The organism is Amycolatopsis sp. NPDC114504 (assembly GCF_055633595.1).
Genome location: NZ_JBVKDU010000001.1, coordinates 1,461,137 through 1,473,828, shown reverse-complemented (window position 1 = coordinate 1,473,828; position 12,692 = coordinate 1,461,137). Strand labels below are relative to the sequence as shown.

General features: G+C 74.6%; 9 protein-coding genes. 4 read left to right on the top strand and 5 right to left on the bottom strand.

Annotation, left to right across the window (positions count from 1 at the left end; all coding sequences use genetic code 11):
- The first annotated feature begins 11 nt into the window (after positions 1 to 11).
- From ACZ7PG_RS06855 to ACZ7PG_RS06840, 4 genes are read left to right on the top strand one after another with little or no spacing between them, the layout of a single operon-like run.
- A complete protein-coding gene (locus ACZ7PG_RS06855; RefSeq protein ID WP_470238143.1) occupies positions 12 to 716 on the top strand; it encodes a flavodoxin family protein in 705 nt (234 codons plus the stop codon).
- 7 nt (positions 717 to 723) lie between these two features.
- On the top strand, positions 724 to 1,914 hold the full coding sequence (locus tag ACZ7PG_RS06850; protein ID WP_470238142.1) for a cation:proton antiporter: 1,191 nt from the start codon (positions 724 to 726) through the stop codon (positions 1,912 to 1,914).
- Positions 1,915 to 1,956: 42 nt separating this feature from the next.
- Positions 1,957 to 2,592, top strand: coding sequence for an RNA polymerase sigma factor (locus ACZ7PG_RS06845; protein ID WP_470238141.1), 636 nt, complete (start codon positions 1,957 to 1,959; stop codon positions 2,590 to 2,592).
- Positions 2,589 to 2,819 (top strand): anti-sigma factor family protein, encoded by a 231-nt coding sequence (locus tag ACZ7PG_RS06840; protein ID WP_470238140.1) that lies wholly within the window; start codon positions 2,589 to 2,591, stop codon positions 2,817 to 2,819. Before ACZ7PG_RS06845 ends, ACZ7PG_RS06840 begins: the two co-directional genes overlap by 4 nt.
- A gap of 177 nt (positions 2,820 to 2,996) precedes the next feature.
- Here the strand turns inward: ACZ7PG_RS06840 and ACZ7PG_RS06835 are convergent, their stop codons facing one another.
- Genes ACZ7PG_RS06835 through ACZ7PG_RS06815 form a run of 5 tightly spaced genes read right to left on the bottom strand, consistent with a single transcriptional unit; the run spans position 2,997 to position 12,622 of the window.
- The gene (locus tag ACZ7PG_RS06835) at positions 2,997 to 4,871 is read right to left on the bottom strand and encodes an SWIM zinc finger family protein (RefSeq protein ID WP_470238139.1); all 1,875 of its coding nucleotides are present in this window, start codon (positions 4,869 to 4,871) and stop codon (positions 2,997 to 2,999) included.
- Positions 4,871 to 5,971, bottom strand: coding sequence for a VWA domain-containing protein (locus tag ACZ7PG_RS06830; RefSeq protein ID WP_470238138.1), 1,101 nt, complete (start codon positions 5,969 to 5,971; stop codon positions 4,871 to 4,873). The genes ACZ7PG_RS06835 and ACZ7PG_RS06830 overlap by 1 nt, the downstream gene beginning before the upstream one ends.
- Positions 5,968 to 8,217, bottom strand: coding sequence for a DUF5682 family protein (locus ACZ7PG_RS06825; RefSeq protein ID WP_470238137.1), 2,250 nt, complete (start codon positions 8,215 to 8,217; stop codon positions 5,968 to 5,970). Before ACZ7PG_RS06825 ends, ACZ7PG_RS06830 begins: the two co-directional genes overlap by 4 nt.
- A 14-nt stretch (positions 8,218 to 8,231) precedes the next feature.
- Positions 8,232 to 9,302, bottom strand: coding sequence for an ATP-binding protein (locus tag ACZ7PG_RS06820; protein WP_470238136.1), 1,071 nt, complete (start codon positions 9,300 to 9,302; stop codon positions 8,232 to 8,234).
- A complete protein-coding gene (locus ACZ7PG_RS06815; protein ID WP_470238135.1) occupies positions 9,299 to 12,622 on the bottom strand; it encodes a DUF4132 domain-containing protein in 3,324 nt (1,107 codons plus the stop codon). Before ACZ7PG_RS06815 ends, ACZ7PG_RS06820 begins: the two co-directional genes overlap by 4 nt.
- Between the last annotated feature and the right edge of the window lie 70 nt (positions 12,623 to 12,692).

The window sequence follows — 12,692 nt, the reverse complement described above, 5'->3', positions numbered from 1 at the left end:
GACCGAAGACCATGCCGAGCTACGACGATCTGCGTGCCCTGTTCGTGAACTGCACGCTTAAGCGCTCGCCCGAGCGCAGCAACACCGAAGGCCTGATCGACGTCAGCCGCCGGATCATGGAGAAGAACGGCGTCGAGGTCGAGGTGCTGCGGGCGATCGACCACGACCTCGCCACCGGCGTCTGGCCGGACATGACCGAGCACGGCTGGGCGAGCGACGAGTGGCCGTCGATCTACGAGAAGGTGCTGGCCGCGGACATCCTCGTGGTCGCCGGGCCGATCTGGCTGGGGGACAACAGTTCCGTCACCAAGCTGGTCATCGAGCGCCTCTACGCCTGCTCGCACCTGCTCAACGAAGCCGGGCAGTACGCCTACTACGGCCGGGTCGGCGGCTGCTTGATCACCGGCAACGAAGACGGCGTCAAGCACTGCGCGATGAACGTCCTCTACAGCCTCCAGCACCTCGGTTACACCATCCCGCCCCAAGCGGACTCGGGCTGGATCGGCGAGGCCGGCCCTGGACCGTCCTATCTGGACCCGGGATCCGGCGGGCCGGAGAACGACTTCACCAACCGCAACACCACCTTCATGACGTGGAACCTGCTGCACCTGGCCCGGATGCTGAAGGACGCGGGCGGCATCCCGGCGCACGGCAACCAGCGCAGCGAGTGGGACGCCGGCTGCCGGTTCGACTTCACCAACCCCGAATACCGCTGAGCCCGTCGTGCCCGGCGTCGGCTTCGTCAACCTGTTCGCGGTGGCGGCGATCGCCCTCACCGCACCGCTGTTGCTCGGGTTCGCGCCCCGGCTGCGCGTGCCGGCCGTGGTGCTGGAGATCGTGGCGGGGATCGCGCTCGGGCCGTCCGGGCTCGGCTGGATCCACGCCGACCTGCCGGTGCAGATCGTCGCCCTGCTCGGACTGGCGTTCCTGCTCTTCCTGGCGGGACTGGAGGTCGACGTCCACCGGCTGCGCGGCCGGGCTCTGCGGGTGGCGCTGCTGGGTTACGTTCTGACCCTGGCGCTCGGGCTCGCCGCGGGGGCCGGGTTCGCCGCCGCCGGGTGGGTGCACAGCCCGCTGCTGGTGGCGGTGGCGTTGTCGGCGACCTCGCTCGGACTGGTCGTACCGGTGCTCAAGGACGCCGGACAGGCCGAGGGCGGGCTCGGGCAGGCGGTCATCGCCGCCTGCTCGGTGGCCGACTTCGCCGCCGTGCTGCTGGTTTCGCTGCTGTTCTCCGCTTCCGGCGGCAGCACCGGCGCGCGGCTGGTGCTGCTCGGGGCGTTCGCCGGGCTGGTCGTGGTGACCGCCGTCGCGGTCGCGCTCGCCGGCCGGTCACGACGGCTCGGTGCGACGCTGGTCCGGCTGCAGGACACCACGGCCGAGATCCGGGTCCGCGCGGCGGTGGTGCTGCTGGTCGCGTTCGCCGCGCTGGCCGAGGCGTTCGGGCTGGAGAGCATCCTCGGCGCGTTCCTCGCGGGCGCGGTCGTCGGCATCCTCGACCGCGACTCGGCGTCCCACCCGCGGTTCCGCGTCAAGCTCGACGCGATCGGGTACGGGTTCCTGGTCCCGGTCTTCTTCGTCACCAGCGGCCTGCGCCTCGACCTCACCGGCCTGCTGGCCGACGCGGGAGCGCTCGCCCGCGTCCCGCTGTTCCTGGCGGCGCTGCTGCTCGCGCGCGGCCTTCCCGCGCTGCTGTTCGCGCGTGAGTTCGGGACGCGGCGGGCGATCGCGGCCGGCTTGCTGCAGGCGACGTCGTTGCCGTTTCTGGTCACCGCCACCCAGATCGGCGTCCTCACCGGGCTGATGACGCCGGTGACCGCGGCCGCGCTCGTGTGTGCCGGTCTGCTGTCGGTGCTGCTGTTCCCGGCCGGGGCACTGTCGTTGCTGCGGTCGCGGGACCAGGCGGTCGTAAGGTGAACGTCATCTCTTTTCCGCCACCGCTGCGGCTACGCTCGGGCGGTGACGAAGCTGCCGCCGGACGACGAGCTGGTCGCGGCCCTGCGCGCCGGCGACGGCGCGACTTTCGCGGAAGTGCTTGACGCTTGGTCGTCCTCGATGCTGCGGCTGGCCCGGTCCTTCGTCTCGACACACGCCACCGCCGAGGAGGTCGTGCAGGACACCTGGCTCGCGGTGGTGAAGGGCGTCGCCACCTTCGAGGGACGGTCGTCGTTCAAGACCTGGGTGTACCGGATCCTGGTCAACACGGCCAAGAAACGGGGCGCGCACGAGAAGCGCAGCGTGCCGTGGACCAGCCTGCTGCCCGGCGACGAGGACCACGGCCCGACGGTCGACCCCAGCCGGTTCCAGGGCCGCGGCCGCGCTTATCCTGGACATTGGCGGGAGACTCCCGAGTCCTGGCCGTCACCGGAGAAAACCGCACTGGCGCTGGAGATCCGTGAAGTGCTCACCGGAGTCCTCGACGAGCTGCCCGCGCGCCAGCGGGCGGTGATCAGCCTGCGCGACGTCGCCGACCACACGGCCGAGGAGGTGTGCGAGATCCTGCAGATCTCGTCGGCCAACCAGCGGGTCCTGCTGCACCGCGCCCGCGCGGTCGTGCGTGAACGGCTGGCGGGGTACCTGGGGGCGGCGGGATGAACTGCGACGAGTTCGTCGAGCTGGTCACGGCGTTCCTGGACAGCGCACTCGACCCGGCGACGGAGGAGCGGTTCGTCGAGCACCTGGCTCTGTGCGAAGGCTGCGAACGCTACCTGGAACAGTTCCGGACCACGATCGCCGAGCTGGGGCAGCTGCCACCGGACTCTTTGTCGCCGGAGGTGCGCACCGACCTGCTGGCCGCCTTCCGCGACTGGCACCGCGACTAGGTGACCGGGCTGATGATGCCCGGCCCGTGCTCGCGGGGGCCGGGCATCGCCAGCGGTCGGGACTCCTGTCGCCAGCCGGAGCCGGATGTCCATCACCGGCACCTACGTCAGTAGCTGCTGAGCAGGTACGCGGCTTCGATTGCAGTCGCAGATCAGCGGCAAGCGTCAGGGCGGCGCTCACCGGAGTCCGGCCGTGGTCAGGATCCGGATCTGGGCCGCCGTCCAGGTTTCCGGGGTCCACTCCTCGCCGAAGGTTCGCACCGTGGCCGCCGCCGTGCGCAAGCCTGCTTCGGCCAGCTCGTGCGCTGTGTGCTCGGCTCGGGCTCGCAACGTCGGTGGTGCGTGGGACAGACCTCGGTGGGCCGCCTCCGCCAGCAGTGACTCCGCCGTGGCCAACGCCCGGCGCACCGGGTCCTCCTCCGCCGGGGGTGGGGGTCCCAGCGGGCCGGTGCGGTCGTCGGCGGCCAGGTCCGGGACCAGCACGCCCGTTTCCGTGCGCACGGCCAGGGGGTCGATCACCAGCTCGCCGCCCTCCCGGCGCAGCGCGCCGCTCAGCCGGGTCGGGTTCGCCGTCAGTGCGCGGTGCAGAGCGTCGAGCCGGCCCGGGCAGAGCCCGCTGTGCGTGGCCGTGATCCGGGCCCGGGTGCCGGTGGCGTCCGCGATCACGGCGTCCAGGCGCTGGGCGCCCGGGTGGTAGCCCAGCTCGCACACCTCGGCGACCGCCACCACCGCGACGTCCTCGGCTTCGACGCGCGGCCGGATCAGCTTCGGCGGCAGGTCCGCCAGCCGGTCGGCGGCCGCGGCGTAGTCGTGGACCACCGACGGCAGGTCGTCCCAGGCCGCGCCGACCGGGGTCACCGACATCGCGCCGACGCGGGACGTGCCCAGCCGCAGCGCACGGCTCGCGCTGCGGACCGCCGTCTCCGACACGACGTTCGACGCGGCCAGCACCGCCAGCGTCGTGCCCGCCACGCGGCGGCCGGCCAGGTCGTGCCCGGTCACCGGGTCCTCGCCGGTGTCCCAGCGCGCGGTCAGCACCAGCACCGAGCCGTCCCCCGCGAAGTAGACCTCCGCCCGCCGCTCACCCGGCTGGCCGCGCACCCGCGCGCCCAGCGCGGTCAGCCGGACGCGGCGCAGCCTCGTCTCCGCCTGCTCGTCGGTGCCCAGGACCAGCGCCGGCGCCCCGCTCGCGCGGAACCGCGCGGGCACTTCGGCCAGCAGCTCCGCGCACCGCTCCAGCCGGTGCCGGGCGGCGCGGGCGGCGTACGCGTCCAGCTGGTCACCGAGCTCGGCCAGCGCCGCCGCGGGCCAGCGCAGCCCGGACTCCGCCAGCTCACCGGCGATCCGGCCGAGCGACGCGCGCAGCACCGGGCTCGCGTTCGCGACGCCGTCGCGCAGCACCCGCGTGACGACCTCCAGTGCGGGCCCGGCCGCCGCTCGAGCCGGCGCCGGACCGCCGAAGGCGAGCCGGACTTCGGTCTCCGCCGAGCCCCGGGTGTCGGCCTCGCGGAACGCCCAGACCGCGAGCACCACCTGGTGCGCCCGGTCCGTCGCGTCGGTGTGCGCGTAGCCCAGCCGGCCGGGCACCAGGAACCGGACGGTCGCCGTCGGCAGCTCGGCCACCGCCACCGGGTCCGCCGCGGTGGGCCGGCGCAGCCGCACAGCGAGCCCGGCCCGCCACCCGCGGCGGGCCGCCGTCAACGCCCGCGCCCCGAACTCGGCCGCCAGGGCGTCGTCGCCGATGTCGCCCGGCGACCATGCCGTGAACTCCGGCGCCTCGTCCGGCCGGCGCTGGTAGCCGAGCACGACGGCGATCCGGTGCCGGCACACGCCCGGGGCGCCGCAGGTGCAGGCGGCGGTGTCGAGGGCGCCGCCGGGCGGGAACACGACCTCGACGCCGTCGGCGAACCGGCCGCGCACCTCACCGCCGTCACCGGCTTCGACGACGGGGCCGTGACCGGCGTCGAGGTCCTTCTGCGCGCGCTTGACGAGGCCGCGGTTGGCCAGCGCGGCCAGCGCGTCCGGGGTGAGGGCGAGGAGGTCGGCGCGCATCAGCCCAGCCGTTCCGCGACGAACTCCGCCAGCATGCCGGGGGTCATCGCCCCGACGTGCGCGCCGGCGTCGGCCAGCCGCTGCGCCAGCGCGCGGTCGTACACCGGGTTCGCCTCCTCGTCGAGCGCGGCCAGTGCCAGCACGTGCGTGCCCGCCTCGGCCAGTTTCCGGACGTCGTGCACCAGCCGGTGGTCGTCACCGCCTTCGAAGAAGTCGCTGACCACCACGACGATCGCCCGCCGCGGGTTCTCGACCAGCCCGGCGCCGTAGGCGACCGCCTTCGCGATGTCGGTGCCGCCGCCGAGCTGGACCTTCATCAGCAGCTCGACCGGGTCGGTGACGTCCTCGGTGAGGTCGACGACCGCGGTGTCGAACGTGATCAGGTGCGTCTTGAGCCCCGGCAGGCCCCACAGGCACGCCGCCGTCACCGCCGAGTGGATCACCGAACCGGCCATCGAGCCGGACTGGTCGACGAGCATGATCAGCTGCCACCGCTCGAGGTGCTTGCGCGTGCGGGAGGCGAACTTGGGGCTGTCGATGAGGATCCGCCGCTCGCCGGGCTGGTAGCGCCCGAGGTTCGCGCGGATCGTGCGGTGGAAGTCGAAGTCGCGGGCCTGCTTGAAGGTGCTCGGCCGCCGGGACCGGGTGCCGGTGAACGACCGGCGGAGCTCCGGGGTGAGCTTCCGCAGCAGGTCCCGGACGACGGCCTCGACCAGTTTCCGCGCCATCGCGAGCAGGTCCGGGTTCATCAGGTGCTTCGTGCGCAGCACCGCGCGCAGCAGCGCCGGGCTCGGTTCGATCCGGGCCAGCACCGCGGGATCGGTGACGATCTCGGTGATGTCGTAGCGCTCGACCGCGTCGCGCTCCAGGCGTTCGACGGTTTCGCGCGGGAACAGCCGGTGCACGTCGTCCAGCCAGTCCACTGTGGACAGAATCGACGCTCCGGAGCCGCCCCGCACGCCCCGTTCGGCCAGCTCGTCGTCACGGTCGTAGAGCCACGCCAAGGCCGCGTCCCGCGCGGCGGCGACCTGGTCGCAGCAGCCTGCCACCGAGTCCGCGGGCGGCCCGAGGATCAGCCGCCAGCGCTCGAGATCGGTCATGCGAGCCCCTCCCGCGCGAGGCGGGCGTCGACCCGGGCCTCCAGGGCCATCGCCTCGGCGACGGCCACTGGGTCGATCCGCGCGGGGCGCAGCAGGGTGCGCCCCGACCCGCGGAGACCGCGGCGAGCCAGCAGCCGCCCGGCGATCTTCTCGCGTTCGGCGGGCGGGAAGTAGCCGAACGCCAGGCGCAGCGCGGGCAGCGCGACCAGGAACTCGGCCTCGGTCAGCGCTCCGACGAGCTCGTCGAGGGCGTCCAGCACCCCGCCGGAGTCGAGCACTTCCTCGCGCGCCAAGGCGAACAACCCGGCCAGCCAGTCGCCGAGCGTGCCGGGCGTGGCCACCTCGCGCACCGCCTCGCCGGTCCGCTCCGGGGCCGGCGCGCCGCCGAGTGCCCAGGCGAGCCCGGCCGCGGCGCCGCGCAGATCCGGGGGCACGCCGGGGTCGGCGGCGATGCGCGCGGCGACCGCCGTGGCCGTCGCGCGGTCCACCGTCAGGACGGGCCCGGCGTGCCGGATCGTGTCGCGCACCGCGACCAGCGCGGCGATCCGGCGCGGGTCGGCGGGCGCCGGGCCGCCGCGGACGGCTTCGGCCAGCCACAGAGCCCGCGCGACGCCGGCCCGCAGCACGGCGGCCGCCGCCGGGGTGCCCGCCAGGCCGAACAGCTCGTCGTGGCGCCACAGCGCGAGCACCGTGCTCACGACGACCCCGAGCGGCGCGAGATCGGCCGCCCAGCCCACTTCCGCGACCAGCGTGTCCACCAGGGACTCGGGCAGGGCCGGGACCCCGCACAACGCCGCGTCGAACAACGCCCCGGCCAAGGTGGCCAGATCCGCCCCGGGCAGGCGTTCGCGCAAGGCCGCCAGCGCCGCCTCGGGCAGGGTCGCGCCGTACGCGCCCGCCTCGATCAGCGCGGGCAGGCGGGTGTCGCCGGGAGTCAGCCGCCAGGTCTCGACGACCACCGGGTCCGCGCCGCCGGCCGGACCGGACCGCCGCTCGAACCCCGGGATCCCCAGCAGCCGCAGGCAGTGCAGGACCCGGCTGCGGCGCCGGTCTGCCCGGTCGGTGAGGTCGAGCCGGACCGGGCCGGCGCCGTCCAGGCCGAGCTCGGCCAGGTCCATCGCGACCCGGCCGGGCAGCGGCGGCGCCGGGGTGTCCGGGTGCAGCCGGCCGGTGCGCTCCCCGCTGAGCGCGGCGACCATCTCGACCACCACCGGGTGCGCGCCGGGCTGCAGCGGCCCGCGGACGGTCCACGGCGGCGGCTGGGTGAGGTCGTCGGCGACCAGGGCGCCGAGCAGCCCGTCCAGGACGTCGACACGGGCCGGGTGGTCGTGCCCGCGCAGCCTCGCCAGGCCGTCGGCCAGGGCGCGGGCCGCGATGAGGTCCGCGGTGGACACCGGGTGGCGCCGCGCGCGCAGCCGTCCGGCCACCGCTTCGAGGAGCCCCTGGCCGGCGCCGGCGAGCCCTCTTTCCCACAGCAGCTGGTAGTAGCCGGGCGAGGGCATCCCGGACTGGTAGCCGGTGAACGCGTCGAGCCGCTTGTGCGAGTAGGGCACGAGGTAGCTCGCCGCGCCGTCCGGCCGCGGCACTTCGGGCCAGTCGGCGCCGCCGCGGCCGGCGAGCCGCCGCACGGCCGCGGTGTGGAACCCGCCGGTGACGACCAGCACCGGCCGCGCCCCGGCGTCGGCGACCGCCGCCCGGACCCACGCGGCCATGTGCTCCTCGCGTTCCCGGTCGCTTTCGCTCGCTTCGGCCTCGCCTCGCAGGAGGTCGAAGTACGCCGTGAGCCGCTCGGCGAGGTCGTCGTCCGGCGCGGCCTCGAAGAGGTGGTCCCAGAGCGCGTCGGGGTTGTCGACGGCGAATTCCGCGCACAGCCGGCGGATCACCTCGGCGTAGCGCAGTTCCGCGTCGGCGTAGCGGTTGTCCCAGCCGTCGAAGGCCGGGTGCCAGGCGGGCAGGTCGATGAACCGCAGCTCGGCGCCGGCGGCCCGGCCGGCGGTGAGCGCGACCCACTCGGGGGAGTGGTCGCAGAACGGCGACCACGACGAGTGCGTGCGCCGCTCGTCCCGGTAGCTCGTGTGGATCGCGATCGGCAGCTCGTGGCCGAGCAGCAGTTCGCCGATCCGGTCGTTGACGTCCGCCGGCCCTTCGACGAGCACGTACGCCGGGCGCAGCCCGGCGATCGCCGACGCCACGGCCCGGCTGCACGCCGGGCTGTGATGCCGCACGCCCAGGAAGACCGCTCCCATGACCCCGCGCTCCCTCAGCCCGGCAGCAGGTGCCGCGCGTGGTGCAGCTCCTGCCAGGTGCCGGCGCCGCGGCGGGCGGCGTGCTGTTCGAGGTAGCGGCGCAGCCGCGCGAGGTCGTCGGCGTTGTCCTTGGCCGCCGTGCCGGCCAGGCACGCCACGACGTCGGCGGGGGTGCCGGGCTCACCGCGCAGGTACCACCCCCGCACGCCGACCGCATGCGCGACCGACACCGCCTCGGCCGTGCTCATCACCGCCGAGACCCGGTCACCGGCCGGGCCGCCGCGCAGCTCGCGGAAGGTGGTGACGAGCACCTCGAGCACGTCCCGGCGCGGCGGGGCCTCGACCCCGGACCGCGCCAGCAGCGCCGTCGCCTCCTGCTCGACCAGGGCCAGCTCGGTGTCGAAGTCGGCGATCGGGAACACCGTCTCGAAGGTGAACCGCCGCTTGAGGGCCGCGCTCATCTCGTTGACCCCGCGGTCGCGGGTGTTGGCCGTGGCGATGACGTTGAACCCCTCGTCGGCGAACACCATGCCCGCCTCGCCCGGCAGCTCGGGGATCGCCAGCACCCGCTCGGAAAGCAGCGACAGCAGGCAGTCCTGCACCTCGAGGGGACAGCGCGTGATCTCCTCGAACCGCACGATCGCGCCTTCGCGCATGCCGCGCAGCATCGGCGCGGGCACCAGCGACCGCGCCGACGGCCCTTCGGCGACCAGGAGCGCGTAGTTCCACGAGTACTTGATCTGGTCCTCGGTGGTGGCCGCGCCGCCCTGGATGGTCAGCGTCGAGCCGCCGCTCACGGCCGCGGCGATCAGCTCCGACAGCAGTGATTTCGCCGTGCCGGGCTCGCCGACGAGCATCAGCCCGCGGCTGGTGGCCAGGGTGACCAGCGACCGGTCGATCAGCGACGGGTCGCCGACGAACTTGCGCCGGATGCCCCGGGCCTCGTCGCCGACGATGAACCGGCGCGCGGCCGTGAGGCTGAGCGCCCAGCCCGGGGGGCGCGGCGCGGTGTCCTGCTCGCGCAGCCGGGCGAGCTCGTCGGCGTAGCGGACCTCGGCCGGCGGGCGCTGCGGGTTCGCGGTCACCGGGTCAGCCCGTCCAGTTCGGCGAGCAGTTCGGAGGCCGTGATCGGGTCGAGCACGCCGAAGGGCCGGCCGGCCCCGGACCGCCAGTGGTTGCCGCCGGACTCGTCCAGCCAGATCGCGCCGAGCTCCTGCTCGGGCTCCCAGTTCACGTCCCCGGCGGCGATCCCCGGGTCGAGGTCGACCACGATCGTGACCCCCGCGGAGGTCGGGCGCGTGATCCAGCACTCGACCCCGGCGTCCTGCGGCTCGCCGCGCACCCAGCCGCGCTTGGTCAGGCCCAGCACCTTGCCGACCGGCACCTTCAGGCCCTTGAACCGCTTGAGGGTGAGCGCGGACTTCTCGGCTTCGTCGAGCTCCGCCACCGGCCGGCCCAGCTGAGGGAACGGCTGCAGGATCTCGTAGTCGGCGAACACCTCGGCCCACCCGGCCAGCTCCGCGCCCAGCTCGAGCGGGTGCGCGACGCCCACTTCGGCGTCGGACGGCAGCGTCCAGGCGTCGTCTTCGACCGTCGCGTACGTGCGGTCTTCCGCGCAGCGGAACGTCTCGCCCGCCGTCGTGCGCCAGACCAGCCGCCGCACGATGTGCCAGAGCAGCGGGTGGCCGGCCAGCAGCTGCTCGAACTCGGCCGCGGGCCAGCGGCGCCCGTGCACCATCGCCGCCTCCAGCCGGCCGATCTGGTCGGCCGCGACCGTGCGCCCGTCCTTCTTCAGCGCCGAGAAGCGCTTGTACTCGGCCGCGGCCAGTTCGGCGTCGTCCTTCGCGCCCGGCTTGGGCAGCGCCTTGCGGGGCTTGCCGTCCTCGTCCGTGACGTAGGGCTTGAGCTGCTCGTCGAACCCGACGACGAACTTGCGCGGGCCGTAGTCGACCACCGCGGTGGCCGCCTCGTCGAGCCCCAGCGTCGGGACCAGGCGGTCGGCCAGCTGCTCGGCCGACAAACCGAGCCCGTCGGCGACGGCGGCGATCTTTTCCCGCGCCTTCAGCTTGAGCGCCTTGAACTTCACCTTCTGGGCGATCGAGTTGAGGTGCAGCAGCGCCAGATCGGTGCCGATGCCGGCGAGGACGTCGAGCGCCGCGGTCGCCCGCGCGTGCCCGCCTTCGCCCGGCCACGCGCGGATCAGCGGGCTCAGCTCCCGCACCACGGCGTCGTCGCCCAGCAGGCCCAGCGCGGTCAGCACCCAGCCGTCCTTCGCCGGGTATCCGGCGCCTTCCCAGCCGCGGAACAGCGCCCAGGCGAACTCCGCCAGCGACGCCGGGTCGCAGATCTCCCGCACGTGCGGCACTCCGGCGTAGATCTCGTCGGGCCGGCACAGCGCGAGCATCGTCACCACGTGCCCGGCCGCGGCGGCCGGCAGGGCGAGACCGCCCTCGCGCAGGCGGATCTGCGGCAGCAGGGCCGGATCGGCCCACACCCCGGGCACCGGGATCCGGGCGGGCAGCACGTCCATCGGGTCGGTGTCGAGCAGCCGGCCGATCGCCTCATCCGCTTCCGGACCGCAGTCCGCCGCGGCCCGCGCGACGACCTCGCGGTGGCCGCGGGCGGCCAGGTGGCGCAGCGCCGCCTCGGCCGCGCGCCGCCGCGCCCCGGCCGGCCCGAGCGCGGGCGGGACCAGGAACCTCGCGGCCTCGGCCGGGTGCCGGTCCAGCCAGGCCGACGCGGCCGAGCGGGCCGACTTCAGCCGGACGAACCAGTCCGCCACCAGCTCGGCGATCTCCGGGCTCACCAGCGGCAGCAGCAGCTCACCTTCGGCCGGGTGCGCGGTCACCGCCGCCACCAGCGGCTGATAGGCGGCCAGACCGTAACGGCCCAGCAGAGCGCGGCTCCAGCTCTCGACCCCCCAGGTGTCCTTGACCTGCCAGTGGGGGAGGTGCTCGAGCACCCACTCGCGCGGCCCGTTGAGGAACAGCCGCGGCTGGCTCCACCGCGAGAGCCGCCCGGACTCGTACGCGGCGATCTCGCCGGTCCAGTCCGGGTTGCCGGGCTGCCGCACATACGACGGGATGTGTTCGGACCACGCGGCTTCCTCGCCCGGCGCCCACTGGAGCACCGGCTCGGCGTGGACCTCGAGTCCGGTGAGGACGGTCGGTTTCGCGGCCGTGCGCTTCTTCGTCCAGGGCGGGTCCGCCAGGACGCGCGGCAGCACCGAAAGCGGCGCCTCGGGCAGCCGGTCCTCGCCGGCGATCGCCTTTTCGACGACGCTTCGCTGTTCCTCCGGCAGCTGCCCGGCGACCTCGGCGGCGACCTCGGGGTGCGCGCGGACGTGGCTGCGCAACAGGAAACCGGCGGCGTCGGCGGTCTTGGACCGCCCGGTGGCGGCTTCGGCCAGCAGCCGCACCGCGCGGGCCGGGAACCGGCCCATCGCCTCCGCGACAGCCGGGGACACGTGCTTCTGGCCGAGCCGCGCCACGAGCAGCCCGAAGGCGGTGTCGGTGGGCAGGCCGGCGAGCGAGCGCAGCAGCGCCTTGCGCGAGTCGCCGCCGTTCGGGTCGGCGTCGAGCACCCGGGCCAGCGTCGGCGCGATGGCCGGCCCGAGGGCGTCGGTGACCGTGCAGCGGATGGCGTCGTGGGCGAACTGCCAGTTCAGCCGCTCACCGTGCAGCGCGGCGAGCTGCTCCGGGGTGCTCAGGCCCATCAGGACCCCGCCCCAGTCGAAGTTGTACGAGTCGACCGCCGCGACCTCGGCGACGAGTTCGTCGCTCCAGTCGGTGCGGGTGGGAACCAGGTAGGACGCCAGGATCCGGTCGGACAGCGCCACCCGGCTCGCCGCGAGGATGCCGGTCGCGGCCTCGTAGTCGGCTTCCGGAGCCGCGGCGAGGATCGCCCGCAGCCGCCGGAACAGCGCGTGGCTCGTCAGGTGCACGGCGGTGCGATCGCCGACGCGCACCCGGACGGACGCCGGCCCGCCGTGTTCGTGGGTCTCCACGCGGGTGGTCTCGACGGCCGCCCGGACGGCGAACGCGAGACCGTGGCGCAGTATCCAGGCGTCCGCCAGCCGGTCGGACCCCTTCGCCTCGCTCCGGCCCCAGTGCGCGCCGGACAGGCGCAGCGCGGCCTGCGCGCCGACGCCCACCTCGTCGGCTTCCCCGGCGCGGGCCCGGTGGAGCGCGGCCAGGATCGCGGCGTCGCTGAGCGGGTTGCCGAGCGCGTCTGCGGTCCGGATGTCGGGCTCGTCGAGCACGGACTGCCAGTAGCCGTCCGCGGCCGGATCGAGCACGGGCTGCCGCACGAACCAGCCGCCCCGCCGCACGTGCACGTGCTGCTCCCAGGCCGGGTCCGGCCGGAAGGTCGTCTCGTCGAGATCCGGCTGCCTGCTGTCGCTCACCTGTGTTCCCCCAGTCGTCCGAGTGATCGATCGCAGATTACGGGGAGGGTCCGACAGTTTCGCGACCTTC

Bases quoted from the DNA above. Each gene is read 5' to 3' on its own strand.
- ACZ7PG_RS06835 (WP_470238139.1), bottom strand. From the start codon at position 4,871: ATGCGCGCCGACCTCCTCGCCCTCACCCCGGACGCGCTGGCCGCGCTG.
- ACZ7PG_RS06840 (WP_470238140.1), top strand. From the start codon at position 2,589: ATGAACTGCGACGAGTTCGTCGAGCTGGTCACGGCGTTCCTGGACAGC.
- ACZ7PG_RS06825 (WP_470238137.1), bottom strand. From the start codon at position 8,217: ATGGGAGCGGTCTTCCTGGGCGTGCGGCATCACAGCCCGGCGTGCAGC.
- ACZ7PG_RS06855 (WP_470238143.1), top strand. From the start codon at position 12: ATGCCGAGCTACGACGATCTGCGTGCCCTGTTCGTGAACTGCACGCTT.
- ACZ7PG_RS06830 (WP_470238138.1), bottom strand. From the start codon at position 5,971: ATGACCGATCTCGAGCGCTGGCGGCTGATCCTCGGGCCGCCCGCGGAC.